This window comes from Nocardioides sp. cx-169 (assembly GCF_021083605.1).
Taxonomy (GTDB): domain Bacteria; phylum Actinomycetota; class Actinomycetes; order Propionibacteriales; family Nocardioidaceae; genus Nocardioides.
Genome location: NZ_JAJNRO010000007.1, coordinates 102,233 through 126,791, shown reverse-complemented (window position 1 = coordinate 126,791; position 24,559 = coordinate 102,233). Strand labels below are relative to the sequence as shown.

General features: G+C 73.3%; 22 protein-coding genes. 3 read left to right on the top strand and 19 right to left on the bottom strand.

Features of this window, described 5'->3' with window-relative positions:
* Positions 1 to 44: 44 nt before the first annotated feature.
* The 16 genes from LRP67_RS11810 to mraZ all read right to left on the bottom strand — a co-directional run bounded on the left by LRP67_RS11810 (position 45) and on the right by mraZ (position 17,090).
* Positions 45 to 746: a YggS family pyridoxal phosphate-dependent enzyme gene (locus LRP67_RS11810; RefSeq protein ID WP_231270365.1), complete on the bottom strand. Its 702-nt coding sequence runs from the start codon at positions 744 to 746 to the stop codon at positions 45 to 47.
* On the bottom strand, positions 743 to 1,465 hold the full coding sequence (pgeF, locus tag LRP67_RS11805) for a peptidoglycan editing factor PgeF (RefSeq protein WP_231270364.1): 723 nt from the start codon (positions 1,463 to 1,465) through the stop codon (positions 743 to 745). Before pgeF ends, LRP67_RS11810 begins: the two co-directional genes overlap by 4 nt.
* Before the next feature lie 4 nt (positions 1,466 to 1,469).
* Complete coding sequence (ftsZ, locus tag LRP67_RS11800) at positions 1,470 to 2,681, bottom strand: cell division protein FtsZ (RefSeq protein WP_231270363.1); 1,212 nt, start codon at positions 2,679 to 2,681, stop codon at positions 1,470 to 1,472.
* A 197-nt stretch (positions 2,682 to 2,878) separates the two neighbouring features.
* Positions 2,879 to 3,637, bottom strand: coding sequence for a cell division protein FtsQ/DivIB (locus LRP67_RS11795; RefSeq protein ID WP_231270362.1), 759 nt, complete (start codon positions 3,635 to 3,637; stop codon positions 2,879 to 2,881).
* Positions 3,630 to 5,045 carry a UDP-N-acetylmuramate--L-alanine ligase gene (murC, locus tag LRP67_RS11790; RefSeq protein ID WP_231270361.1) on the bottom strand — a complete coding sequence of 472 codons (1,416 nt, stop codon included), beginning with the start codon at positions 5,043 to 5,045 and terminating at the stop codon, positions 3,630 to 3,632. The genes LRP67_RS11795 and murC overlap by 8 nt, the downstream gene beginning before the upstream one ends.
* On the bottom strand, positions 5,042 to 6,124 hold the full coding sequence (gene murG / locus LRP67_RS11785) for an undecaprenyldiphospho-muramoylpentapeptide beta-N-acetylglucosaminyltransferase (RefSeq protein ID WP_231270360.1): 1,083 nt from the start codon (positions 6,122 to 6,124) through the stop codon (positions 5,042 to 5,044). The genes murC and murG overlap by 4 nt, the downstream gene beginning before the upstream one ends.
* A 13-nt stretch (positions 6,125 to 6,137) precedes the next feature.
* Entirely contained in the window at positions 6,138 to 7,379 is a 1,242-nt protein-coding gene (gene ftsW / locus LRP67_RS11780; RefSeq protein WP_231270359.1) for a putative lipid II flippase FtsW, read from the bottom strand.
* Between the two features lie 13 nt (positions 7,380 to 7,392).
* Complete coding sequence (gene murD / locus LRP67_RS11775) at positions 7,393 to 8,862, bottom strand: UDP-N-acetylmuramoyl-L-alanine--D-glutamate ligase (RefSeq protein ID WP_231270358.1); 1,470 nt, start codon at positions 8,860 to 8,862, stop codon at positions 7,393 to 7,395.
* Positions 8,859 to 9,944, bottom strand: coding sequence for a phospho-N-acetylmuramoyl-pentapeptide-transferase (gene mraY / locus LRP67_RS11770; protein WP_231244056.1), 1,086 nt, complete (start codon positions 9,942 to 9,944; stop codon positions 8,859 to 8,861). Before mraY ends, murD begins: the two co-directional genes overlap by 4 nt.
* Complete coding sequence (gene murF / locus LRP67_RS11765) at positions 9,941 to 11,338, bottom strand: UDP-N-acetylmuramoyl-tripeptide--D-alanyl-D-alanine ligase (protein WP_231270357.1); 1,398 nt, start codon at positions 11,336 to 11,338, stop codon at positions 9,941 to 9,943. The genes mraY and murF overlap by 4 nt, the downstream gene beginning before the upstream one ends.
* On the bottom strand, positions 11,335 to 12,846 hold the full coding sequence (locus tag LRP67_RS11760) for a UDP-N-acetylmuramoyl-L-alanyl-D-glutamate--2,6-diaminopimelate ligase (RefSeq protein WP_231270434.1): 1,512 nt from the start codon (positions 12,844 to 12,846) through the stop codon (positions 11,335 to 11,337). Before LRP67_RS11760 ends, murF begins: the two co-directional genes overlap by 4 nt.
* A gap of 20 nt (positions 12,847 to 12,866) precedes the next feature.
* Positions 12,867 to 14,726, bottom strand: coding sequence for a penicillin-binding protein 2 (locus LRP67_RS11755; RefSeq protein ID WP_231270356.1), 1,860 nt, complete (start codon positions 14,724 to 14,726; stop codon positions 12,867 to 12,869).
* A 32-nt stretch (positions 14,727 to 14,758) separates the two neighbouring features.
* Positions 14,759 to 15,370: a hypothetical protein gene (locus LRP67_RS11750; RefSeq protein WP_231270355.1), complete on the bottom strand. Its 612-nt coding sequence runs from the start codon at positions 15,368 to 15,370 to the stop codon at positions 14,759 to 14,761.
* A gap of 2 nt (positions 15,371 to 15,372) precedes the next feature.
* Complete coding sequence (gene rsmH / locus LRP67_RS11745; RefSeq protein ID WP_231270354.1) at positions 15,373 to 16,341, bottom strand: 16S rRNA (cytosine(1402)-N(4))-methyltransferase RsmH; 969 nt, start codon at positions 16,339 to 16,341, stop codon at positions 15,373 to 15,375.
* Complete coding sequence (locus LRP67_RS11740) at positions 16,341 to 16,478, bottom strand: hypothetical protein (RefSeq protein WP_231244051.1); 138 nt, start codon at positions 16,476 to 16,478, stop codon at positions 16,341 to 16,343. The genes rsmH and LRP67_RS11740 overlap by 1 nt, the downstream gene beginning before the upstream one ends.
* 186 nt (positions 16,479 to 16,664) lie before the next feature.
* A complete protein-coding gene (gene mraZ / locus LRP67_RS11735) occupies positions 16,665 to 17,090 on the bottom strand; it encodes a division/cell wall cluster transcriptional repressor MraZ (RefSeq protein ID WP_231270353.1) in 426 nt (141 codons plus the stop codon).
* 219 nt (positions 17,091 to 17,309) lie between these two features.
* On the opposite strand from mraZ, the gene LRP67_RS11730 reads away from it, so the two are divergent.
* The 3 genes from LRP67_RS11730 to LRP67_RS11720 are packed head-to-tail and all read left to right on the top strand — an operon-like array spanning position 17,310 to position 22,013.
* Positions 17,310 to 18,284 (top strand): MoxR family ATPase, encoded by a 975-nt coding sequence (locus LRP67_RS11730; protein WP_231270433.1) that lies wholly within the window; start codon positions 17,310 to 17,312, stop codon positions 18,282 to 18,284.
* A complete protein-coding gene (locus LRP67_RS11725; protein ID WP_231270352.1) occupies positions 18,277 to 19,560 on the top strand; it encodes a DUF58 domain-containing protein in 1,284 nt (427 codons plus the stop codon). The genes LRP67_RS11730 and LRP67_RS11725 overlap by 8 nt, the downstream gene beginning before the upstream one ends.
* Positions 19,557 to 22,013 (top strand): DUF3488 and transglutaminase-like domain-containing protein, encoded by a 2,457-nt coding sequence (locus LRP67_RS11720; RefSeq protein WP_231270351.1) that lies wholly within the window; start codon positions 19,557 to 19,559, stop codon positions 22,011 to 22,013. Before LRP67_RS11725 ends, LRP67_RS11720 begins: the two co-directional genes overlap by 4 nt.
* Positions 22,014 to 22,096: 83 nt before the next feature.
* Here the strand turns inward: LRP67_RS11720 and LRP67_RS11715 are convergent, their stop codons facing one another.
* From LRP67_RS11715 to LRP67_RS11705, 3 genes are all read right to left on the bottom strand, one after another.
* A complete protein-coding gene (locus LRP67_RS11715; protein ID WP_231270350.1) occupies positions 22,097 to 22,549 on the bottom strand; it encodes a DUF3040 domain-containing protein in 453 nt (150 codons plus the stop codon).
* A gap of 78 nt (positions 22,550 to 22,627) precedes the next feature.
* Positions 22,628 to 23,833, bottom strand: coding sequence for a DNA polymerase IV (dinB, locus tag LRP67_RS11710; RefSeq protein ID WP_231270349.1), 1,206 nt, complete (start codon positions 23,831 to 23,833; stop codon positions 22,628 to 22,630).
* Between the two features lie 15 nt (positions 23,834 to 23,848).
* Positions 23,849 to 24,559: a methyltransferase domain-containing protein gene (locus LRP67_RS11705; protein WP_231270348.1), complete on the bottom strand. Its 711-nt coding sequence runs from the start codon at positions 24,557 to 24,559 to the stop codon at positions 23,849 to 23,851.

Below are 24,559 nucleotides of genomic sequence, written 5' to 3'. Positions count from 1 at the left end.
AAGCTCGGGCGCCCCGTCGGGACGCGCCATCTCTGATCTGGACACTACTTGAACTGCGGCCTGGTTCCGAGCACCGCGGAGCCTATGCGCACGTGTGTCGCGCCGGCCGCGACGGCCTGCTCGAGGTCGCCGCTCATGCCCGCCGACAGCCACGTGGCGGAGGGGTGGCGCACGAGCACGTCGGCGCGCACCTCCGCCAGCCGCGCGAACGCCTCCGCCGGGTCGGCGCCGAGTGGCGCGACGGCCATCAGCCCCTTCAGCGACAGGTGATCGGCAGCCTCGACGGCGTCGGCCAAGTCCTCCAGCGCGGCCGGATCGGCGCCCGCGCGGTGGGCGGTGCCGGGCGGGTCCAGGCTCACCTGCAGGAGCACGTCGACGTCGCGGCCGTGCTCCCCCGCGCCGCGGTCGAGGCCGGCGACGAGCTTGGGCCGGTCCACCGACTCCACGACGTCGGCGTAGCGCGCGACAGCGGCGGCCTTGTTGCTCTGCAGCCCGCCAATGAAATGCCAGCGCAGGTCGAGGTCGGCGCACTCCTCGGCCTTCGCCTCCGCCTCCTGGTGGCGGTTCTCGCCGACGTCCGTGACGCCCAGCTCGGCCAGCAACCGGACGTCGGAGGCTCCGAAGAACTTGGTCACGACCGTGAGTCGTACCTCGGAGGCGTCGCGGCCCGCGTTGGCGCAGGCGTCGGCGATGCGACCCCGCACCACGGCCAGGTTGGCGGCGAGCTGGTCGCGGCGGGCGCTCATGGGCGCAGCCTGACCAGGCCGGCCTGACGCCCGGCCCTCCGGCCGTCACGGCGGTAGGAGTAGAGGTCCGCGCTCTCGCGGGTGCACCGCGCGGCGTCGACGACCGTGACCCCGCCGGCCTCGAGCTGGGCGCGGACCCCGGCCCCGAGGTCGAGCGACGGCGTGCCCCACGACGTGGTGGAGACCGCCTCGGGGACCACGGTGCCTACCTCGTCGCGCATCTCGGCCGGTACCTCGTAGCAGGCGCCGCACACGTGCGGGCCCACCCAGGCGGTGACGCCGCGGGCCCCCAGCTCGCGCATCCGCGCGAGCGTGGCCGAGACGACGCCGGCGGCCAGGCCGGGGCGCCCGGCGTGGGCGGCACCGACGACGCCGGCGACCGGGTCTGCCAGGAGCACCGGCACGCAGTCGGCGGCGCGCACCATCAGGGTCACGCCGGGGGCGTCGGTGACGATGCCATCGGCGTCGGGGCGCTCGCCCTCGCCGGCCCCCTCATCGGGGGTCGCCACCTCGCAGCCGTGGACCTGGTGCAGGTCGGCGAGCCGGTCGTCGGGCGCGAAGTCGTCGAGCACGATCCGCAGGTTTCGCGCACACGCCTGCGGGTCGTCGTCCCCCTCGAGGGCCAGGTTGAGCGAGTCGAACGGGGCGGCGCTGACCCCGCCGAGCCGGTCGGTGAACGACAGCTCGACGGGGCCGAAGGCAGTGCGGAAGGCGTACAAGCGGCTACTTCAGGAAGTCCGGGATGTCGAGGTCGTCGTCGTCGTAGACCACCGGGGCCGGCGCCGCCTTGGGCGCCGGGGTGGTCGCCTCGGCCGGGGTGGTGCGCGCACTGGCGAGCACCCGCTCGGTCTCCTGCGGCCGGTCGGCCTCGACGGGCTCGTCCTTGCGGCGGGTGGCGACCGCGGCGGCCGCGGCGCGGGTCTCGGCCTGCGTCTGCTGCGGCTTGGCGTCGCGGCGCAGGACGTTGCCCTCCTCCTTGCGCTTGGGCGTGCCGCCGTCGAAGCCCGCGGCGATCACGGTGACGCGGACCTCGTCGCCGAGCGCGTCGTCGATCGTGGCGCCGAAGATGATGTTGGCCTCGGGGTGGACGGCGTCGGCGACGAGGGCCGCCGCGGTGTTGATCTCGAAGAGGCCGAGGTCGGAGCCGCCGGCGATGGAGAGCAGCACGCCGTGGGCGCCGTCGATGGACGCCTCGAGCAGCGGGCTGGACACGGCCATCTCCGCGGCGGCGACCGCACGGTCCTCGCCGCGAGCCGAGCCGATGCCCATGAGGGCGGAGCCGGCGTTGGCCATGACCGACTTGACGTCGGCGAAGTCGAGGTTGATCAGGCCCGGGGTGGTGATCAGGTCGGTGATGCCCGAGACGCCCTGGAGCAGGACCTGGTCGGCCTGCTTGAACGCGTCGAGCACCGACACGTTGCGGTCGCTGATCGAGAGCAGCCGGTCATTGGGGATGACGATGAGGGTGTCGACCTCCTCGCGCAGCTGCGCGATGCCCTCGTCGGCCGAGCCGGCGCGGCGGCGCCCCTCGAACGCGAACGGGCGGGTGACCACGCCGATGGTCAGCGCGCCCAGCGAGCGCGCGATGCGGGCCACGACGGGCGCCCCACCGGTGCCGGTGCCGCCACCCTCGCCGGCGGTCACGAAGACCATGTCGGCGCCCTTGATGACCTCTTCGATCTCGTCGGCGTGGTCCTCGGCGGCGCGGGCGCCCACGTCGGGGTTGGCGCCGGCGCCGAGACCGCGGGTCAGCTCGCGGCCGATGTCGAGCTTGACGTCGGCGTCGCTCATCAGCAGCGCCTGGGCGTCGGTGTTGATCGCGATGAACTCGACGCCCTTCAGGCCGACCTCGATCATCCGGTTGACGGCGTTGACACCGCCCCCACCGATGCCCACGACCTTGATGATGGCCAGGTAGTTCTGTGCAGCTGCCACGGCGGCTTCACCTCTCGGAAGTACGTGCTCTGTGTGTGCTCTTGGGTGGGACGGGTCCGGCTCGGGGAAGTCGGCGGGTCGAGAACCCTGACCCTCAGCCTGAGGGTTATAGTTATGTCAACCTCGTCGTGAAGAAGACACTAGGCACCGAGGCGGCGGGCGCGGCGCAGACACGCCGCGCCGGAGATGGACTTGCGCTACTTCAGGGTCGGGGTGCCGGGAACCGAGACGTCGTAGTACTCCTCGGCCTCCTGGCCCAGGAGCTGCTCGAGCACGCGCGCCTTCTCCTCGGACTGGGCCGAGCTCCCCCAACGCACCTCGCGACCGCCCTGGAGCTGCAGGGTGATGCTGTCCACGGTGCGCACCTCGACGTGGTCGACCCGCCCGGCCAGGCCTTCGGGGAGGGCGGCGACGACCAGGGCGGCCTCACGCAGCGCCTCCCCGCTGGTCTCGGCCGACGTCTGCACCCGCGGCAGGCCGGCGGGGGCCTTGGCGAGGGTGCCGAAGACCACGCCGTCTCGGTCGAGGCCGCGCAGCGACCCGGCGATCTCCACCACGGCGACGGCGGTGCGCTCCTCGATCGCGATCAGTACCTCGTGCGGCCACTGCCGTGACACCTCGACCGAGCGGACGACGGCCAGGCCCGCCAGCCGGGCCCGGATCGCGTCCAGGTCGACGCGCGCGAGCGGCTCGCCCATCGGCACGCGCGCCACGGCGCGCACGTCGTCGTCGCTCAGCGTCGTCTCCCCGGTGACCTCGACGCCGTCGACCGCGAGGGCGTCGGAGAGGTAGACGGTGTAGAGCCCGCCGCCGAGCAGGAGCACGAGCGCGAGCCCGCTGACGACGTACTTCCACACCAGCCAGCGGCGGCGCCACTGGCGGCGCACGAAGCGACGACGGGTCTGCTGGGCGATGCGGTCCTCGTCGTCGGGACCGGCGCCGCCGCCCCTAGCCATCCGTGCCCTCGAGAAGCGCCAGGATGCGGGGCCCGAGCTCGGTCACGGTGCCGGCGCCGAGGGTGAGCACGAGGTCGCCCGGCCGCGCGCGGTGCACGACCTCGGCGGGAGCCTCGTCCAGGTCCGCCACGAACGCGACGCGCTCCGGGGGCAGTGGGACGGCGTCGGCCACCAGCGCCCCGGTGACGTCCGGGTCGGCCTCCTCGCGCGCAAGGTAGACGTCCAGGACGACGACCTCGTCGGCCGCACCGAGAGCCTGGCCCATCGCGACCCCGAAGATCCGGGTGCGGGAGACCAGGTGCGGCTGGTAGGCCACGACGACGCGGCCCTCCCCCGCGACCGCGCGGGCGGCGGCCAGGTCGCCGGCGATCTCGGCGGGGTGGTGGGCGTAGCTGTCGTAGACCCGCACTCCCCGGGCCTCGCCCTTGGCCTCCATACGGCGGCGCGTGCCGCCGAAGCCCTCCAGACCCCGGCGAAGGTCGTCGAAGCCGTAGCCCAGGCGCAGCCCGGCCGCCAGCGCAGCGGCGGCGTCCAGGACGTAGTGACGACCCGGGATGCGCAGCGTGACGCGGCCCAGCTCACGCCCTTCATCCACCACGGTGAACGCCGAGGTGGTGCCCTCGAAGACCAGGTCGGTCACCTGCAGGTCCCCGGCGCCCTCACCGACGCCGACCACGCGCAGGCCGCCCGCTCGCGCGAGGTCCGCGAGCCGCGCGGCGCCCGGGTCGTCGACGATGCAGACCAGGAACCCGTCGCGGTCGACCCGCCCGGCGAACTCGTCGAAGGCGGCGCGATAGGCCTCCTCGGTCCCCCACTGGTCGAGGTGGTCGGCCTCCACGTTGGTGACGACCGCGGCGTACGGCTCGTAGACCAGGAAGGCGCCGTCGCTCTCGTCGGCCTCCGCGACGAACAGGTCGCCGCCACCCTCGGCCGCGTTGGTGCCGGTCTGGGACAGGTCGCCGCCGATCGCGTACGTCGGGTCCGCCCCGGCGGCCTGGAGCGCCACGGTCAGCAGCGAGGTGGTGGTCGTCTTGCCGTGCGTGCCGGCGACGGCCACCACGCGCCGCCCGGCCATGACCGCGGCCACCGCCGCCGAGCGCGGCAGCACCGGGAGCCCGCGCCGCACGGCCTCGACGTACTCGGGGTTGTCCTCGCGCACCGCGGTCGAGACCACGACGGTGTCGGCGTCCGCGACGTGGGCGGCGTCATGGCCGAGCCAGACCCGGGCCCCGAGCCCACGCAGGGCCTCGAGCGTCGGTGAGTCGGTGCCGTCGCTGCCGCTGACGGTCATCTCGCGCGCGAGCATGATCCGGGCGATGCCCGACAGGCCTGCGCCGCCGATGCCGACGAAGTGGACGCGGCCGAGCCGCTCCGCGGGGGTGATGACGTCGGGGACGGGGACCTTCACGAGCCGGCCGCCTCGAGCACGATCGCGGCCAGCCTCTCGTCGGCGTCGCGTGGGACGAGCGCGGTCGCCGCCGCGCTCATGGCGGCGAGCCGCGCTGGGTCGGTGGCCAGGGCGGGCACGTGCCCGGCCACCCACTCAGGCGTCAGGTCGGCGTCGGCGACCAGCAGCGCTCCCCCGGCGTCGACCACCGGCTGGGCGTTGCGCACCTGCTCGCCGTTGCCGATCGGCAGCGGGACGAAGATGGCGGGCACGCCGGTGGCGGCGGCCTCGACGACACTGGACGCGCCTGCCCGGCACACCATGACATCGGCCGCGGCCAGGGCGAGGTCCATGCGGTCCACGAACCCCACCACGACGTACGGCGCTCCCGTCGAGGCCGGCGCCGCCGGGGTGGCCTCGCCCTTCGGCCCGACGACGTGCAGGACCTGGACCCCGGCGTCGCGGAGGGCGCAGGCGGCGCCGGAGACGGCCTGGTTGAGCCGGCGCGCGCCCTGCGACCCGCCGGTGACCACGAGCGTCGGCCGGTCCGGGTCCAGGCCGAAGAACGCGCGGGCCTCGGCGCGCAGCGCGGCCCGGTCGAGCTGGGAGATCATCCGGCGGATCGGCAGCCCGACGTACTCGGCGCGGGGCAGCGGCGTGTCCGGGAAGCTGACCGCGACCCGCGTGGCGACCCGTGCGCCCGCCTTGTTGGCCAGGCCCGGGACGGTGTTCTGCTCGTGGACGACCAGCGGCAGCCTCCGCCGGCGGGCGGCGAGGTAGGCGGGCATCGACACGTAGCCGCCGTAGCCGACGACCACGTCGGGTCGGACCCGGTCGAAGACCGCGAGGGTCTCCTTCACCGCGCCGCGCAGCCGCCCGGGCACGCGCAGGAGGGCGGCGTTGGGGCGCCGTGGCAGCGGGACCGGGGGGATCAGCTCGAGGGGGTAGCCGGCAGCCGGGACCACCGTGCTCTCCAGGCCGCGGGGCGTGCCGAGGCAGGTGATCTCCACGCTCGGGTCGAGCCGCCGCAGGGCGTCGGCGGTGGCGAGCAGGGGTGAGGTGTGGCCGGCGGTTCCACCGCCGGCGAGCAGGACGCGCATCAGCCGAATCGTCTCATCGCGCGGAGAGGCCGGCGGAGCGGACCCTCTTGCGCTGGGCCAGGGCCCGGGCGGCCTCCGGCTCCCGGCGGGCGAACCCGACGAGCAGACCGAGGGCGACCAGGGTGGGCAACAGGCTGGAGCCGCCGTAGGACACGAGCGGGAGCGGGATGCCGATGACCGGCAGCAGCGCGAGCACCATGCCGACGTTGATGATCATCTGGCCGATCAGCCACACCACGATCCCGAAGCTGCAGTAGCGCACGAACGGGTCGACGGTCTCGCGCGCGATCCGCAGCGCGGCGTAGGCGATGGTGAGGAACAGCCCGACGACCAGGAGGGTGCCGACCAGGCCCAGCTCCTCGCCGAGCACGGCGAAGATGAAGTCGGTGTGGGCCTCGGGCAGGTCCCCCCACTTCTGCTGGCTGGCGCCGATGCCCTGTCCGAAGGTGCCACCGCTCGAGAGGGCGTAGAGGCCGTGGGCAGGCTGCCAGCCCGTGCCGTGGAAGTCCTTGAACGGGTCGATGAACGTGGTGATGCGGGCGAACCGTTCGGGGTTGGTCGACGCCATCGCGAACACGCCGACGCCCACGATGAGCGTCGACATGATGAAGAAGCGGGCCGGCGCGCCCACCACCCAGAGCATCCCGAGCAGGATCGCGAACAGGATCAGCGCCGTGCCGAGGTCACGACCGAAGATCACCAGGCCGGTCGCGAGCAGCATGCCCGGCACCACCGGCACCAGGATCTGGTGGAAGCTCGCGAGGCGGCGCTCCTTGTTGGCATAGATGTGGGCGGCCCAGATGACCAGGGCGAGCTTGGCGATCTCCGAGGGCTGGATGACCAGCGGGCCGAGGGGCAGCCAGTTGGTGTTGCCGTTGCGCTCGACGCCGAACTTCGCGGTCAGCGCGAGCAGCAGCAGCGAGACGGAGAAGCCGACGTAGGCGAGCCGGCGCACCCAGCGGTGCGGCAGCCGGCTGACGACGTACGCCGCCGGCAGCCCGAGGATCACCCACATCAGCTGGCGGCGCACGATCGTGAAGGAGTCGCCGGTGGCGCGGAAGGAGAAGACGCTGGAGGCGCTCAGCACCATGATCAGCCCGATGGTCAGCAGCAGCGCGGCCGCGCCCATCAGCAGGTAGTACGACGTCAGCGGTCGCGCGAGGGCGTCGCTCACGGCACGACGCCAGGTGCCGACGGCGGAGGGCCACGGGCTGCGCCGCAGACGGGAGGAGCGCTCCGGGTTCGCGGTGGTCATGTGCCACCTCCTCCTAGCGCTGGTCGTCGAGCCGGTCCCGGACTGCCGCGGCGAAGGCGTCGCCTCTCGCCGCATAGCTCGTGAACTGGTCCATCGAGGCGCATCCCGGCGCGAGGAGCACCGTGTCCCCGGCTTCGGCCAGGCCGGCCGCCGCGTCCACGACACGCCCCATCAGGGCCCGTCCATCGTCCTGCGCCCCAGTCTCGCCGCCGTCCACGGTCAAGACCGGCACATCGGGTGCGTGTCGCGAAAGCGCCTCTGCGATGACCTGGCGGTCCCGGCCGATGAGCACGACCCCCCGGAGCCGCTCGCGCACGGCCACCACGAGGTCGTCGAAGCGGGCGCCCTTGGCCAGCCCACCGGCGACCCACACGACGCGGTCGTAGGCCTGCAGCGAGGACTGCGCGGCGTGCGGGTTGGTGGCCTTGGAGTCGTCGACCCAGGCCACCTCGTCGGCCTCGGCGACGAGCGCGATCCGGTGACCGTCGGGGCGGAAGTCCCGCAGCCCGTCGCGTACGGCGGCCTGGCTCACACCGTGGGCGCGAGCGAGCGCGGCCGCGGCCAGCGCGTTCTGCACGAAGTGGGGCGCGTCGGAGGCCAGGTCTCCCACCGTGCACAGCTCCGCGGCGCTGCTGTCGCGCTGCGCGACGAACGCCCGGTCGGCGAGGATGTCCTCGACCAGGCCGAGCATGCCCACCGCGGGCGTGCCCAGCGTGAACCCGACTGCGCGGGCACCCTCGACGACGTCCGCCTCGCGCACCAGCTGCTCGGTGACCGGGTCGGCCACGTTGTAGACGCACGCGAGCTGGGTGCGCTGGTAGATGCGTCCCTTGTCGGCGACGTAGTCCTCCATCGACTCGTACCAGTCGAGGTGGTCCTCCGCGACGTTGAGCACGGCGGCGGCCTGGGGGCTCATCGTGTAGGTGTAGTGAAGCTGGAAGCTGGACAGCTCGACGGCGAGCACGTCGTAGGGCTCGGGGTCCATCACGGCCTCGACGATCGGGGTGCCGACGTTGCCGACGGCGCGGCTGCGCAGGCCGGCGGCGCGCAGGATCGCGTCGAGCATCTGGACGGTCGTGGTCTTGCCGTTGGTGCCGGTGACGCACAACCACGGCGTGTCGTGGGCCGGGTCGCGCAGACGCCAGGCCAGCTCGACCTCGCCCCAGACCGGGACGCCGCGCTCCTGTGCCTGCACGAGCAGCGGGGCGTCGGGACGGAAGCCTGGCGAGGTCACGACCAGGTCGACGTCGGCAGGCAGGGTCGCGGTCGCGCCCTCATGGAGCAGGACCGTCGCGCCGAGGATCTCCAGCAGCTCCGCCTTCTCCAGCTCCTCGGCGTTGCGCGCGCCCTCGGCGAGCGCGGTGACGCTGGCACCCAGGTGCGTGAGGTTGTCGGCCGCTGCGAAGCCGGACACCCCGAAGCCGGCGACGACGGCGCGGACCCCCTCCCAGGAGTCCAGCCGACCGAGGCGGTCCACGTTCACAGCCGCGCCACCCACTCGGCGTAGAACACGCCCAGGCCGGTGGCCACGAACAGGCCGGTGATGATCCAGAACCGGATCACGACGGTGACCTGGTCCCAGCCCATCATCTCGAAGTGGTGATGGATCGGGGCGATCCGGAAGATCCGTCTCCCGGTGCCGGTGAGCCGCTTCGTGGTCTTGAACCACGTCACCTGCATCATCACCGAGAGGGTCTCGAGCACGAAGATGCCGCCGAGGATGACCAGCAGCAGCTCGGTGCGGGTCAGGATCGCGAAGCCGGCCAGGGCGCCGCCCAGCGCGAGGGAGCCGGTGTCGCCCATGAAGATCGCCGCGGGCGCGGCGTTCCACCACAGGAAGCCGAAGCAGGCCCCGGTGATGGCGGCCGCGATGACCGCCAGGTCCAACGGGTCGCGGACGTTGTAGCACTGCCCGCTCGGGTCCTCCTGGCAGAACTGGTTGTTCTGCCAGATGTTGACCAGCATGTAGGCGCCGAAGACCATCACGCTCGCGCCGGTGGCCAGGCCGTCGAGGCCGTCGGTGAGGTTGACCCCGTTGCTGGTCGCGGTGACGATCAGCCAGATCACGGCGATGGCCACGATCATCGGCAGGGCCAGCCAGTCGATCTCGCGCAGGAACGACACCTTCTCCGACGCCGGCGTCCGCCCGTTGGCGTCCTCGAGCCACGGCGAGAGCGCCAGCACCCCGAAGACCACGGCGATCACCGTCTGCCCGGCCATCTTGGCCTTGCTGCGCAGCCCCAGGCTGCGCTGGCGCGAGATCTTGATGTAGTCGTCGACGAAGCCCACGAGGCCCATCCCGACGAAGAGGAAGAGCAGCAGCAGAGCGGACGCCGACGGCGCGCTCATCGTGATCAGCTTCGCGGCGAAGTAGGCGAGCACCGTGGCGAGGATGATGACCACCCCGCCCATCGTGGGCGTGCCGCGCTTGGTGTGGTGGCTGGTCGGCCCGTCGTCGCGGATCTCCTGGCCGTAGCCCCAGCGGGTGAAGTAGGTGATCGCCACGCGGGTGCCGAGCAGGGAGATCAGCAGGGACAGTCCGCCGCCGAGCAGGATCGCTCTCATGGTGTGGCCCCTCCCTCCGCTGTCTCCGCTGCGCCGGCCGCGGTGGCCAGCAGTCCGTCGGCCACCACCTCGAGCGCGGCCCCGCGAGAGGCCTTGACCAGGACGGCATCCCGGGCGTCCACATTCTCGCGCAACCAGGCCAGGGCCTCGGTCCGCCCCGCCGTGACGACGACGTCACCCTGCCAGCCCGCCGACTGACGAGCACCCTCGGCAATGCCGGAGGCCGCCTCGCCGATGACGAGGATCACGTCGAGCCCGGCGGCGGCGGCGGCCAGCCCCACCTCGCGGTGCGCGGCCTGGGCGTCCGGACCGAGCTCGCGCATCTCCCCCAGCACCGCGACGGTACGGCGCTCGGCGCGCGCGCCGATGGCGGCGAGAGCCTCGATCGCCGCGACCATCGAGGCCGGGTTGGCGTTGTAGGCGTCGTTGACCACCAGCAGCCCGTCGGCGCGCTCGTGCAGCTCCATCCGCCAGCGCGAGGCCGACCGGGCCGAGCCCAGCGCGCCGGCCGCCTCCGCGAACGGCATGCCCACGGCCACGGCCATGGCGACCGCCGCGGCCGCGTTGGCCACCTGGTGCGCCCCGGTCTGTGCCAGCGTCACCGGCAGCCAGGCGCCGTCGTAGCCCAGCTCGAAGCGGGGCCGGCCGAGCTCGTCGAGCTCGACCGCCCGCCACGCGACGTCGCCGGACACCCCGAAGGTCAGGGTGGCGGCGCGGGTGCGTGCGGCCATGGCGGCGGTGAGCGCGTCGTCGGCGTTGAGCACCGCGGTGCCGTCGGGCGACAGGGCCTCGACCAGCTCGCCCTTGGCCTGCGCGATGGCCTCGCGGCTGCCGAACTCGCCGATGTGGGCAGTGCCGACGTTGAGCACCGCGGCCACGGTCGGCGGCGCGATGTCGCAGAGGTAGGCGATGTGGCCCAGCCCGCGGGCCCCCATCTCGACGACGAGGTAGGCGGTCTCGGGCCCGGCCCGCAGGACCGTGAGCGGGACCCCCAGCTCGTTGTTGTTGTTCGCGGCCGTGGCGACCGTCGGCCCCACTGCCGCGAGCACGTGCGCGAGGTAGTCCTTCGTGCCGGTCTTGCCCTGCGAGCCGGTGAGTGCGAGCACCGGTGTGCCGAGCGTGTCGACGACGTGGCGGGCGAGCCGCCCGAGCGCCACCACCGGGTCCGGCACGACCACGGTCGGAGCGGCGGTGGGCCGGCTGCCGAGCACGGCATGAGCCCGCTCGGCGTAGTCGTGGCCGTCGACCCGCTCCCCCACCACCGCGACGAACAGCCCTCCGGGCACCGCCTCGCGGGTGTCGACGTACGCCGGTCCGGTGACGACGAGGGCTGGATCGCCGTGGACCTCGCCCCCCACGACGGCCGCGAGCTCGGCGAGCGTGAGCGGGATCATCGGCGCGCCGCCAGCGCCTCGCGGACCACGACCCGGTCGTCGAAGGGATGCACCACGTGCTGGATCTCCTGACCCGTCTCGTGCCCCTTGCCGGCGACCAGCACGATGTCGCCGGGCCGGGCCCGGAGCACGGCCTCGTGGATCGCGGCCCGGCGGTCCCCGACCTCGAGCACCTCCGCACCCCCGGCCTCGACACCGGAGAGCATCGCGGCGCGGATGGCGGCGGGGTCCTCGGTGCGCGGGTTGTCGTCGGTGACGACGAGCACGTCGGCCAGGCGGGCGGCGATGCCGGCCATGATCGGTCGCTTGCCGGGGTCGCGGTCGCCGCCGGCGCCGAGCACCACGATCACCCGGCCCTCGGTCAGCGGCCGCAGCGTGGTGATCGCGGCCCGGACGGCGTCCGGCTTGTGGGCGTAGTCGACCACCACCACGAAGTCCTGTCCTTCGTCCACCCGCTCGAAGCGGCCCGGGACCCCCGCGCCGGCACGGATGCCGTCGGCGACGGTGGCCGGGTCCAGCCCGGCCTCAGCGCAGGACGCCACGGCCGCGAGCGTGTTGGCGACGTTGAAGTCCCCGGGCACGGGGCAACCCGCGGCGAGCCGGAGCCCGCCCGGTCCCGTGACCGTGAACGACGAGCCGTCGGCGCGCAGGGACACGTCCACCGCCCGCCAGTCGGCCTCGCGACCGGTCGAGGACATGGTGCGGACCGGGACGCCGGCCTCGCCGGCCAGCCGGCGGCCGTGCTCGTCGTCGACGTTGACCAGCGCGAGCCGGGCGTGGTCCGGCGTGAACAGGGAGGCCTTCGCCGCGTAGTAGTCCTCCACGTCGGCGTGGAAGTCGAGGTGGTCGCGGCCCAGGTTGAGGAAGACGGCCACGTCGAAGACGACGCCGTCCACACGCCCCAGCACGAGGGCGTGGCTGGAGACCTCCATGGCGCAGGCCTCGACGCCCCGCTCGCGCATGAGGGCGAACAGCCCGTGCAGGTCCGGCGCCTCCGGGGTCGTGAGATCGGTCTGAACGTCGACCCCGTCGATGCGGGTGCCGACGGTGCCGACCACGGCGGCCCGCACCCCCGACCGCTCCAGGCCGTCGACGGCCAGCCGGGTCGTGGTGGTCTTGCCCTGGGTGCCGGTGACCCCGATCATCCGCAGGGCGGCGGCGGGCTCGCCGTACACGAACGCGGCCAGCCGGCCCAGCACCTCGCGCGGCTGCGCGACGACCACCACCGGCACGCCGACGTCCGCGGCGGCCGCCCCGCCGGCGTCGGTGAACACCGCGACGGCTCCGGACTCGACCGCCGCCGTCGCGAACGCGATGCCGTGGGCGCGGGCCCCCGGAAGGGCGGCGTACAGGTCGCCGGGGCAGACCCGTTGCGAGCTCAGCGAGACTCCCGTGACCTCGACGTCGCTCAGGTCGCCGACGACCTCGACCCGGTGGGTCCGGCTCAGCCAGCCGACGACCTCGGCGAGGGCGACGACGTGGGGATGCTCGGGTCGGCTCGAGGACATGGCCACCTGACGATCATGGCTCATCGCCACGTGACGGGCAGCCGGGAGGGCTCGCTGCCGGTGGGGGGCACGGCGTAGCGGCGCAGCGCGAAGCTCATCAGCTTGGCGAACGCCGGACCGCCGACCGAGCCGCCGCCACCCGTCTTGGGGTTCTGGACGACTACATAGATGGTGAAACGGGGGTCGTCGGCCGGGGCGAAGCCGGCAAAGGAGACCGTGGTGCCGCGGTAGCACTTGCACTCGGGGTCCACGCGCTGCGCGGTGCCGGTCTTGCCGGCGACCCGGTAGCCGGGCACGGCCGCGGACGGCGCGACCCCCTCGTCGGGGTCGAGGACGCGCTCCATCATCAGCATCGTCTGGTGGGCGGCGTCCTCGCTGATGACCCGGCGGGTCGTCGTGTGGTCGGTGCCGACCTCGGTGCCCACCTCCGTCGAGGCCGAGCCCTTGACCAGGCTCGGGTCGACCCGCACCCCGCCGTTGGCGATGGTGTTGACCGCCGCCGCCATCTGCACCGCGTTGACCGACAGCGACTGTCCGAACGCGATCCGGTCCTCGGTCTGGCTGGTCCACATGCTGCCGTCGGGCAGCAGGCCCGCGGTCTCGCCGCCGACGCCGACGTCGGTGCGCTCGCCGATGCCGAAGCGGGTGAGGTAGTCGCGCAGCTGGCCGTCCTCGAACCGGTCGGCGGCCAGCACCGTGCCGATGTTGGAGGACTTGGCGACGACGCCGGCCAGGGTCAGCTTGATCAGGCCGTGGTCGAACCAGTCGCCGATCGGCCGGTCCTGGCGCCGCAGCACGCCGGGCACCTTCAGCTTCGTGCGGGCGGTGACCTTGCCCGCATCGATCAGCGCGCCCATCGTGAGCACCTTCTGCACCGAGCCGGGCTCGTAGACGTCGCTCATGGCGCGCGACTTGAAGTCGTCCTTGTCGGCCTGCAGCGGCTCGCTGGCGTCGTACGTCGGGTCGTCGGCCAGCGCGAGGACGTCACCGGTGCGGCTGTCCATGACCACCGCGATGGCCGACTCGCCGCCGGAGCTCAGCCGGGTCTGGTGCAGGACCCGCTGGGTGTACCACTGCAGGTCCCGGTCGATCGTGGTGCGCAGGTCGTGTCCGTCCACGGCCTCGGTGACGGTGTTGTCGCCGAGCGGGATCTTGTGACCGGCGCCCACCTGGTAGCGCGCCTCGCCGTCCTTCCCGGCCAGGTAGCCGTTGAACATCGCCTCGAAGCCGGCCGAGGGCTTGGCGGTGCCGTCGGGGTTGGGGGTGCCGAGGAAGCCCACCAGGTTGGCCGCGATGTCGCGACCCGGGTAGACCCGCACGGGGTCGCGGCGCGTCGCCAGACCGCCGTACGCGTCGGCGATGGCCTCGTACTCGTCGAGCGCCTCGCGGTCTCCGTCCTCCTTCGCCTGCTCGGCGTCCTCCTTGGCGGCCGCGGCGCGGCGCTTGGCCTCGTCCAGCACATCGGAGGCGATGCGGGCCGGGACCTGGCGGGCGATGTACTGGAAGCGGCTGTCCGCCACGCGGAGCCGCTCGAGCGTCGAGAAGTAGTCGACGGCCAGGCGGGTGGAGAGGAACTTGGCGAGCTCGGGGGCCAGCCCCGCGGTCACCGCCGGGTCGGCCACCACCATGAGGCCGTCCGCGGAGTTGGCGAGCGGCTCGCCGTTGCGGTCGAGGATGTCGCCACGCTCGGCCGGCAGGATCACCCGGACGGTGCCGTCCGCGGCCGCCATCTCCGCGTACTGGTCGGGGTCCAGCCCCTGCAGCTGCACCAGGCGGGCACCGAAGAAGGACAGCACCATGGCGATCACCACGAACCCGACGCGCATGCGGAACTCCGAGGAGCCGCGTGAGCGGAGGCGCTGCGGTCGGGGCGAGGTCACCGGTGAGGCTCCTGGGTCAGTTGGGGCTGATGTTAAGGCTGGTTCTCAGTTCTACCGGCCGTGGTCGCATTCGCGCCGTTGCCGCGGGCCGTGTCGCGGCCCGCGTTCTGGCCCTGGCCGAGGGAGACGACGGGGCGGCCGCCGTCGGTGGAGCCGGCGCCCGGGGCGAGCCTGGCCGGCGGGTCGAAGAAGTCGGGTCGCGTGGGCCCCTGCTTCTCCAGCGGCAGCCGGGCGCCGTCACAGGGCTTGGCCTCGCCGCGCACGCGACCGGTGGACAGGTCGAGGAACACCGGAGGGCAACCCTGGACCATGCCGGCGCGCTGGGCGCGCTCCCCGAGGCGCTGGGGGTCACGCAGCTTCTCCAGCTCCATCTCCAGCGCCTGCTCGCGCGCGGCGAGCGTGGTGGCCTGCTGCTCCAGGGCCGTGGTGGTGAACGCCGCCTGCTGCATCGAGGTGTTGAAGAGCAGCAGGCCCACGACGCCGGCGAGCAGCAGCAGGCTGACCAGCGTCACGAACGGCACCCGAGGGGCGCGCGTGCGGCGGCGCGGGACGACGCTCAAGCGGGCCCGCTGGACCGCGGCCTCGGCGAGGCCGCGCGCGGGGGACGAGAGTCGGCTTCGGACCGAGGCGGTGGGGCTGCTCATGGCTATGCGGCTCCTTTGCCGGTGCGGGGAAGGACACGTTCGACGGCGCGCAGCCGGACGGAGGCGGCTCGGGGGTTGGCGGCGATCTCGGCGGCGTCGGCCCGCTCGGCGCGGCGGGTCACCAGCCGCAGCTCCGGCTCGTGGCCCTCGGGGACGAACGGCATGTCGACCGGGACGTGCGACCTGGTCGCGGCGGTGAAGGCCTGCTTGACCAGCCGGTCCTCCAGGGAGTGGTAGGACTCGACGACGACACGCCCGCCGACCGCGAGTGCGTCGATGGCCGCCGGGATCGCCCTGCGGAGGACCGCGAGCTCGTCGTTGACCTCCATGCGCAGGGCCTGGAAGGTGCGCTTGGCCGGGTGTCCCCCGGTGCGACGAGCCGGCGCGGGGATCTCGGCGTAGAGCAGCTCCACGAGCCGGGCCGACGTGGTGAACGGCTGGGCCTCGCGCTGGCGCACGACGGCGGCGGCGATCTTGCGCGCGAACTTCTCCTCGCCGTAGTCGCGCAGCACCCGGGCCAGGTCGGCGGCGCTGTAGGTGTTGAGGACGTCGGCCGCCGTGGGGCCGGTGGTGCCGTCCATGCGCATGTCGAGCGGCGCGTCGCTCGCGTAGGCGAAGCCGCGTTCGCGCACGTCCAGCTGCATGGAGGAGACACCCAGGTCGAACAGGACGCCGTCGACCTCGCTCAGCTCGAGGTCGGCGAGCACGTCGGGGATCTCGTCGTAGACGGCGTGGACCCCGGTGAACCGCTCGCCGTACGGCGCGAGGCGGCGCCCGGCCAGCTCGAGGGCCGCCGGGTCGCGGTCGATGCCCACCACGCGGGCCAGCGAGCAGCTGGCGAGCACCGCCTCGGTGTGACCGCCGAGGCCGAGCGTGGCGTCGACCAGGACCGCACCCTCGTGGTCCAGGGCCGGGGCCAGCAGAGCGACGACCCGGTCGACGAGGACGGGGTCGTGGGTGGGCGACGGCATCAGCGCCCCAGGTGGGCGAGCAGCAGGAACACCGTCGCGAACGCCACCGAGGTGAGTGCCGAGAACGTCATCACGGCGGCGGCGTCGCGCGCCTGGTGGCGAACCCGCCTGACCGGTGTGACAGGTGTGACGCTCATCGGTTTCGACCCCGCTAGGAAAGAAGCGCGTGTGGTGCAGAGGAAGTGGTGATCCGCAGGACCAGGTCCCTGCCCGCTTCCCGAGGGAAGTGCCGCGTTCTGGTGCCGGGGAAGGTGCCCAGAATTCGGCGAGTACAGGAAGCGGGCCCGAGACCTCGTCCTGCGGATCGTGTGAAGTTGGTGGAGCTACTCGTCGTCGTCCTCGTCGAGGTCGGCGAACTTGAGGACCTCGGCCTCCTGGTACTCCCGCCACCTGGCGGGGTTCCAGATCTCGAGCCGGTCCCGGACGCCGATCACGACGACGTCCTTCTCGAGCTCGGCGTACTCGCGCAGGGGCGCGGGGATGCCGATGCGGCCCTGCTTGTCGGGGACGACCTCGTCGCCGCCGCTGAAGAACATGCGCTGGTAGCCACGAGCAGCCTTGCTGGTCATCGGTCGCTCGGCGGCACGGTCGGCCTCGCGGTCGAAGACCTCCGGCGGCCACACGACGAGGCAGTTCTCCTGACCTTGCGTCACGACAACCCCCTCCGCCAGTCGGTCCCGGAACTTTGCAGGGAGGAACAGCCGACCCTTCTCGTCGAGCTTCGGCGTGAAGGTGCCCATGAACCGCATGGAGCACCTCCTAGATCAGCCACCGACACCCACCGCACTGGTCGCTTCCTCCACTTCGCTCCACATTACCCCACTTTGCTCCACCGTCAACCACATCGCCCCCCGCGTTTCCACGCCACCCCACCCCGACGCGGCCGCGCCCGCTTGCGGGCCGTTCTAGGGTGTTCGCACGCAGCCTGTTGACCGGAAGGACCGAACGTGGAGACCAGCGCGTCGTCGATGACGCCCACGGGGGCCGCCGACCTCGAGACCCTGTCGCGCGTGGTCGCGCGGGTGCGGGACAACATCGAGCGGGTCATCGAGGGCAAGCCCGACGTGGTCTCGGCGGCGCTGGTCGTGCTGCTCGCCGAGGGTCACCTCTTGATCGAGGACGTGCCCGGCGTCGGCAAGACGATGCTCAGCAAGGCGCTGGCACGCAGCATCGACTGCTCGGTGCGCCGGATCCAGTTCACGCCGGACCTGCTGCCCTCCGACGTCACGGGCGTCTCGATCTTCAACCAGAACACCCGCGAGTTCGAGTTCCGCCCGGGCGGCATCTTCGCCAACATCGTGGTGGGCGACGAGATCAACCGCGCCTCCCCCAAGACCCAGTCGGCCCTGCTCGAGTGCATGGAGGAGCGCCAGGTCACCGTCGACAACGCGACCTACTACCTCGAGACGCCGTTCATGGTCATCGCGACCCAGAACCCCATCGAGATGGAGGGCACCTACGCCCTGCCCGAGGCACAGCGAGACCGCTTCATGGCCCGGGTCTCGATCGGCTACCCGGTGGAGGCCGCCGAGATCGCCATGCTCGACTCGCGCGCGGAGTCCAACCCCCTCGACGACCTGGAGGCGGTGACCGACGCCGCGGAGATCCGCAAGCTGACCGCGATCGTCGCGTCGGTCTACGTCTCCCCCGCCGTACAGCGCTACGCGGTGGCCCTCACCGGCGCCACCCGCCGCACCGACGAGCTGACGCTGGGCGCCTCTCCGCGCGCCACGCTGCACCTGGTCCGCGCGGCCAAGGCGTTCGCCGCCATCCACGGCCGCGACTACGTCCTTCCCGACGATGTCCGTACTCTTGCCCGCCCGGTCCTGGCCCACCGGCTGCTGCCCAGCGTCGAGGCCGCGATGAGCGGGCGGTCCACGAGCGTGATCCTCGACGGCATCCTGGGCTCGGTGCCGGTGCCCGACGCCCAGCGCCGTGCGTGAGGCGCTCGCCGGTCTCACCGTCCGCGGACGGGCGTTCCTGGCTGCCGGTGTCACGGCCGTCGTCTGCGCGGTCCTCCTCGGACAGCCGGCGCTGACCCGCGTCGGGATCCTGGTCGTCGCCCTCCCGCTGGTCACCGTCGTGGTCCTCGGCCGCAGCCGCTACCGCCTGGCGCTCGTGCGCACGGTCAGCCCTCAGATCGTGGCGTCAGGGCAGCCGGCACGGGTCAGCCTCACCCTCACCAACGAGGGGCGCACCCCCAGCGGCGTGCTGCTGCTGGAGGACCAGGTGCCCTACGTCCTCGGCACCCGGCCGCGGTTCGTGCTCGAGGGCATCGGCCACGGCTGGCGCCGCCACGTGACCTACCAGGTGCGCTCCGACGTACGCGGCCGCTTCGAGGTCGGCCCGATGTCGGTGCGGGTGAGCGACCCCTTCGGGCTCGTGGAGCTCGGCCGCTCGTTCCGTACGACGGTCCCGCTCACGGTCACCCCCCGCACCGTCCCCCTGCCGGCCATCCCGCTCGGTGGCGGCTGGACCGGCTCGGGAGACAACCGGCCCCGGGCGTTCGCGTCCGGCTCGGCAGAGGATGTCACGGTGCGCGAGTACCGCCGCGGTGACGACCTGCGCCGGGTCCACTGGCGCAGCTCGGCCCGCGTCGGGGAGCTGATGGTGCGGCGTGAGGAGCAGCCCTGGCAGTCACGGGCCACGCTGTTCCTGGACAACCGGACGCGGGCGCACCGCGGCCAGGGCATCGCCTCGTCCCTGGAGGCCGCGGTCTCCGCGGCCGCGTCGGTGGCCGTCCACCTCAGCCACCGCGGCTTCTCCGTGCGGCTGGTCACCGCCACCGGCGAGGACCCGACGGCCGCCTGGCACTTCCGCGACGCCGGCCTCGACACCGCGCCCCTGCTCGAGGCCCTCGCCGTCATCGAGGCGGTGCACACACCTCGGCTGGACGCCAGCTGGCTTGGCGAGCAGTCGCACGGCGGGCTCACCGTGGCCGTCCTGGGCGGCGTGGAGGCCACCGACATCCCGGTCCTGCGCCGAATGCAGCACCACACCAGCTCCGCGGTGGCCATCGCGTTGGACGTCGCCGCATGGGCCTCGCCCACCTCCGGCACCGGCGGCGCCTCTCCCGTCCTCGCCCAACAGGGCTGGCGCGCGGTCCCCCTGCGGCCTCGCGACCGGCTCGACGCGGTGTGGCAGGAGCTCGGGCGCAGCGCCTCCCAGGTCTCCCGCGCCGGCGGCGGCGCCGCACCCGAGGGGATGGTGGTCCGATGACGCGCACCCCCCAGCGGAGCGGAGGGGCCACCGGACTGGGCACCGGGCTGGGCGCCGGGCTGGGCACTCGACTCAGCACCGGCATGCTGCTCGCCTTCGTCGCGGCCGGCACGACCTGGATCGCGACCTTCTGCTGGCGCGGCTTCACCATGACGTCGGCGACCTACCTGGTCCCCCTGCTCCTGCTCGGCGCCACGGTGGCGCTCACCGGAGCCCTCGCCCGCTGGTGGCGGGTGCCTGCGGTGCTCGTCATCGCCTTGCAGGTGCTGGTCTCGGGGATGTTCGCGTGCCTGATGCTCACCGGGTCCCCGCTCCCGGTGGGCACGGCGTGGGTCGAGCTCGAGAGCGCCTTCCGCAACGCCGTGGACAGTGCCAACCAGTACGCCGCACCGGTCCCCGATGCCGCTCCCGGCGTGCATCCCCTGCTCGTGGGCGGCGGGCTGCTGTGCCTGCTGCTCGTCGACGCGCTGGCGTGCACGCTGCGCCGAGTGCCCCTGGCCGGCCTGCCGCTGCTCACCGTCTACAGCGTGCCGGTCAGCCTCCTGGACTCCAGCATCTCCTGGTGGGTCTTCGCGCTCACCGCGGCCGGCTTCATGACGATGCTCTTCCTCCACGAGAGCGACCTCGTCGCTCGCTGGGGGCGCCCGCTGGGCCAGCCACAGGCCGAGGGTGCGGACACGTTCGGGGTCCGCACGGGCGCGATCCGAACGAGTGCCGGCACCATCGGCACGGTCGCGACGGCGCTCGCGATCGTCGTACCGCTGCTGATCCCCACGATGAGCCTGAACCTGCTCGACTTCGGCACCGGCCCCGGCGGCGACGACGAGATCTCGATCCAGAACCCGATGGTCGACCTGCGCCGCGACCTCAAGCGCGGCAGCGACCGGCCGCTGATCCAGGTGGAGACCGACGATCCCGACCCGTCGTACCTGCGGATCTCCGTCCTCACCCGCTTCAGCGGGAACGAGTGGAGCTCCGGTGACCGCGAGGTGCCGACCGAGAACGTGCCCGACGGTCAGATGCCGCCGCTGGAGGGGGTCTGGCCGGAGGTGCCGCGCCGCTACTTCGAGTACGACGTCAGCATCAACGACGACTTCGAGTCGACCTGGTTGCCGACGCAGGCGCCGATCGCGGACATCCGCGCGGAGGGCGACTGGCGCTATGACCCCCGGACGATGGACTTCCTGGCCGGGAACGCCGGCAACGACGACCTGACCACCGCGGGGATGGACTACTCGATGACCGGGGTCCAGCTGGGCGTCGAGGCCACGGAGCTGGCTCAGGCGCCCTCCGGCGTCACCAACGACACCCTCGACTTCCTCGAGCTGCCCGAGGACCTCCCGCCGCTCGTGCGCGAGCTGGCGGTCGACGTGACCGAGAACGCCGCGTCCACCTTCGAGAAGGCGCAGGCGCTGCAGCAGTGGTTCCGCGTGACCGGCGGCTTCGAGTACGACCTGGAGGAGGCCGACGAAGGCAGCAGCGGCGACGAGCTCGCCGCCTTCCTCGACCCCGACGAGGGGCGCGTGGGCTACTGCGAGCAGTTCGCGGCGGCGATGGCCACGATGGCCCGCGTGCTCGACATCCCGGCCCGCGTCGCGTTGGGATTCCTCTCGCCGGACCGCATCGACGACGGGGTCTACGAGTACAGCTCGCACGACCTGCACGCCTGGCCGGAGCTGTACTTCCCGGGCGCCGGATGGGTGCGCTTCGAGCCCACCCCCGCCGACCGAGCCGGCTCGGCGCCCGGCTACACCACCGAGAACGTCCCCGACGTGCCGGACCCGAGCGTGGAGCCGTCGGCCACCGCCAGCGACGACCTGCCCGACCGCGCCACGGACCGGCCGAGCGCCGAGACGCCGGTCGAGGAGGACGCCGACGCCAACGGCGACGACGAGGGAGCCGCGTTCCCGTGGCTGCGCCTCGGGGGCGGGCTCGCCGCTCTGCTGGTCCTGGCCGCGGCCGCCCTGAGCCCCCGGGTGCTGCGCGGCCGGGCGCGCGAGCGCCGCCTGGCGGGCGGGCCCGAGGAGGCGTGGGCCGAGCTGCGCGCCACCGCGGTCGACCTCGGCCTGGCCTGGCCACGGTCGCGCTCGCCGCGCGAGACGCGCGACTGGCTGGTCGCCCGGATGGGTGGGGCGAAGGGTGACCGGGTCGAGGTGGAGCGTCCGGCCCGCGGCGCCGACCAGGCCCCCGAGTCCGTCGCGGCCCTGGACCGGATCGTGCTGCGGCTCGAGCGGCTGCGCTACGCCCGCGACCAGGGCGCGACCGACCCGGCCCTCGCCGAGGACGCCGCGCTCTGCCTGGCGGCTCTGGAGCAGGGCGCCACGCCGCGCGTGCGGCGTAGCGCGCACTGGTGGCCACGCTCGCTGCTGCGCCGCTCGCGTCGGCTGCGTCTCTCCGGGTCCAGCCGCGCCGAGTCCCTCGGCGGCGGCGGGGTCGTCGAGCACGTGGGCTGACGGCGCCGGGAGGGATACCCGGTCAGCCGGGTATCCCTGCAGCCGCTCCGCGGGGGGAACGGCCCGAGACGGGCTGGACGGCCCTAGAAGCCGCCGTTCTGCTCGCGGCGGCGGCGCCACCGCTCCTCGAGGCGCTCCATGAAGGAGCCGTGGCTCTGCCGGCCGGCGCTCGCGCGACGGGGGCGGCGAAGACGGCTGCCGCGGCCACCGTCGATGACGGCGAAGCCGGAGGGGTGGCCGGTGGCGCGGGGCTCCGCGGCGACCGCGGCCTGGCCGCGGATCGCGGTCAGCGAGACGGTGGCGGAGACGAGCATGATCACGAACCCGGCGATGCCGAGCGGGATGACCTGGCTGATGACGCCGGTCATGAGGACGACGATCCCGGCCACGAACACGACGCCGGCGAGGATCGCGCGACGTCGGGCGCTGCGGCGCAGGGACGTGCCGCGCAGAGTCGACGCGAACTTCGGATCCTCTTCGACCAGGGCGCGTTCCATCTGCTCGAGCAGTCGCAACTCCTCTTCCGAGAGTGGCACCTTGTCCCTCCAACCTGGTCGTCCTGGGCCAAGTCTAGGCAGCCCTTCCTGATCGCGGTAGGCGCACTCGACATTTCCTCAGGTGAGCAGGCTGGCGGGTCGTACGGCGGCCGCCCCGAACCGGCGCGTGGCCAGGTCGACGGCCCGGTCGGCGTCGGCCCAGCCGCGCTCCCGTTCGCCCAGCACCAGCTGGCGATGGACCCGCTCGCGCGGCATCAGGCCCTCCACCCGGACCCCCACCAGCCGGATCCGCGCGCGCTGCAGCCCGAGGGCGTCGTAGAGCCCTACCGCGGCGCGGTAGACCTCCTGGGTCACGTCGGTCGCCTCGGCCAGGGTGCGGGCGCGGGTGATCGTCGTGAAGTCGGCGAAGCGGACGGTGATCGAGACGGTGCGCCCGGCCACCTTGGCCACTCGCATCCGTCCGGTGACCTTCGCGGTCAGCTTCAGCACCTCGCGCAGCACCACCTCACGGTCGTCGGTGTCGCGGCCGAACGTCTCCTGGGCGCCCATCGACTTGTCAGGCTCCCCGCCGCCGAGGCCGAACGCCGACGCGGTGCGGGCCACGATCTCGCGCCGGTCGGTCCCCCAGGCCAGGTCGTGCAGCTGCCGGCCGAGCGCGTCGCCGACCGCGCGCTGCAGGGTGCGCAGCGGCGTGTGCGCGACGTCGCCGACGCGGATCAGTCCCAGCCGGTGCAACATCGCCTGGGTCTTCTCCCCCACGCCGTAGAGCTCGCCCACGTCGAGCGGGTGCAGGAAGGAGGTGATCTGCTCGGGCGGGACGACGACCACCCCGTCGGGCTTGGCCCGGCGACTGGCCAGCTTGGCCACCGACACCGACGCGGCCACCCCGACCGAGCAGGTGATCCCCTGCTCGTCGTGGATCCGCGCGCGCAGCTCCTCGGCGATCCGCACGGGCGGGCCGAGCCGGCGCATCGAGCCGCGGACATCGAGGAACGCCTCGTCCAGCGACAGCGCCTCCACCAGCGGGGTGACCCGGCGGAAGGTCTCCATCACCGCCGTCGACACCGTGGCGAAGGTGTCGTAGTCGGGCGCGAGCACCACCGCATGCGGGCACAGCCGCCGGGCCCGCGTCGCGGTCATCGCCGACCGCACGCCGTACTGGCGGGCGACGTAGTTGGCCGACAGCACCACTCCGCGGTGACCGCCGCCGACGATCGCCGGAACACCCTGCAGGTCCGGTCGCTCGCGCGTGGCCACCGACGCGTAGAAGGCGTCCATGTCGACGTGCAGGATCGGCGTGGTGGTGGTGGGAGCGGCGCTCACGGCCGGCTCCCGAGGTCAGGTCGCGATGACGTGCAGCTGCGTGGCGAGGGGGAGGTACTCGGGTCGCTCGGCGACGGCGCGCTCGAGCTCGACGAGGGCGGAGGTGGCACCGGGCTCCAGCTCGAGCAGGGACCCGGGGACCAGGTCGGCGAAGACCCGGATGCCGTGGACCGAGGCGATCTCGAAGCCGGCCCCGGTGAGCAGCTCGGTGGTCTCCTCGGCGGTGAACCGGTGGCCGGAGCGCCCGGTCGGGGCCTGTGCGGGGTCGAGCAGCGCCAGCGCCTGGCCGAAGTGGCCGGCCATGGCGCGGGCCAGCACCGCGGCGTGCCGCTGGGCGACGAGCAGGCTGAGGGTGCCACCGGGCCGGAGTACCTCGCGGATCGTGGCCAGGGCGGCGGCGGGGTCCTCGACGACCTCGAGCACGCCGTGGCAGAGCACGACGTCGGCGCTGTCGGGCCCCACGGCCTCGACCAGGCTGGACAGGTCGCCCTGCTGGCCGCCGACCTCGACACCGACCTCGCGAGCCCGGCGGGACAGCGCGGCGAGCGCGTCGGGACTGGGGTCGACGACCGAGACCCGGTGGCCGAGCTGGGCCACCTTGACCGCGAAGCCGCCGGTGCCGCCGCCGATGTCGAGGACGTCGCGGGAGCCGGCGCCCAGGATCGGGCGCAGGACGTCCCACACCACGGCGGTCCGGGTGGCGCCTCGGCGCTCGCTGGCTGACAT

Coding starts and splice junctions, on each gene's coding strand:
- LRP67_RS11810 (WP_231270365.1), bottom strand. CDS start 746: ATGAGCGCCCGCCGCGACCAGCTCGCCGCCAACCTGGCCGTGGTGCGG.
- LRP67_RS11795 (WP_231270362.1), bottom strand. CDS start 3,637: ATGGCTAGGGGCGGCGGCGCCGGTCCCGACGACGAGGACCGCATCGCC.
- murG (WP_231270360.1), bottom strand. CDS start 6,124: ATGCGCGTCCTGCTCGCCGGCGGTGGAACCGCCGGCCACACCTCACCC.
- ftsW (WP_231270359.1), bottom strand. CDS start 7,379: ATGACCACCGCGAACCCGGAGCGCTCCTCCCGTCTGCGGCGCAGCCCG.
- mraY (WP_231244056.1), bottom strand. CDS start 9,944: ATGAGAGCGATCCTGCTCGGCGGCGGACTGTCCCTGCTGATCTCCCTG.
- murF (WP_231270357.1), bottom strand. CDS start 11,338: ATGATCCCGCTCACGCTCGCCGAGCTCGCGGCCGTCGTGGGGGGCGAG.
- LRP67_RS11760 (WP_231270434.1), bottom strand. CDS start 12,846: ATGTCCTCGAGCCGACCCGAGCATCCCCACGTCGTCGCCCTCGCCGAG.
- LRP67_RS11750 (WP_231270355.1), bottom strand. CDS start 15,370: ATGAGCAGCCCCACCGCCTCGGTCCGAAGCCGACTCTCGTCCCCCGCG.
- rsmH (WP_231270354.1), bottom strand. CDS start 16,341: ATGCCGTCGCCCACCCACGACCCCGTCCTCGTCGACCGGGTCGTCGCT.
- LRP67_RS11740 (WP_231244051.1), bottom strand. CDS start 16,478: ATGAGCGTCACACCTGTCACACCGGTCAGGCGGGTTCGCCACCAGGCG.
- mraZ (WP_231270353.1), bottom strand. CDS start 17,090: ATGCGGTTCATGGGCACCTTCACGCCGAAGCTCGACGAGAAGGGTCGG.
- LRP67_RS11730 (WP_231270433.1), top strand. CDS start 17,310: ATGACGCCCACGGGGGCCGCCGACCTCGAGACCCTGTCGCGCGTGGTC.
- LRP67_RS11720 (WP_231270351.1), top strand. CDS start 19,557: ATGACGCGCACCCCCCAGCGGAGCGGAGGGGCCACCGGACTGGGCACC.
- LRP67_RS11705 (WP_231270348.1), bottom strand. CDS start 24,559: ATGTCAGCCAGCGAGCGCCGAGGCGCCACCCGGACCGCCGTGGTGTGG.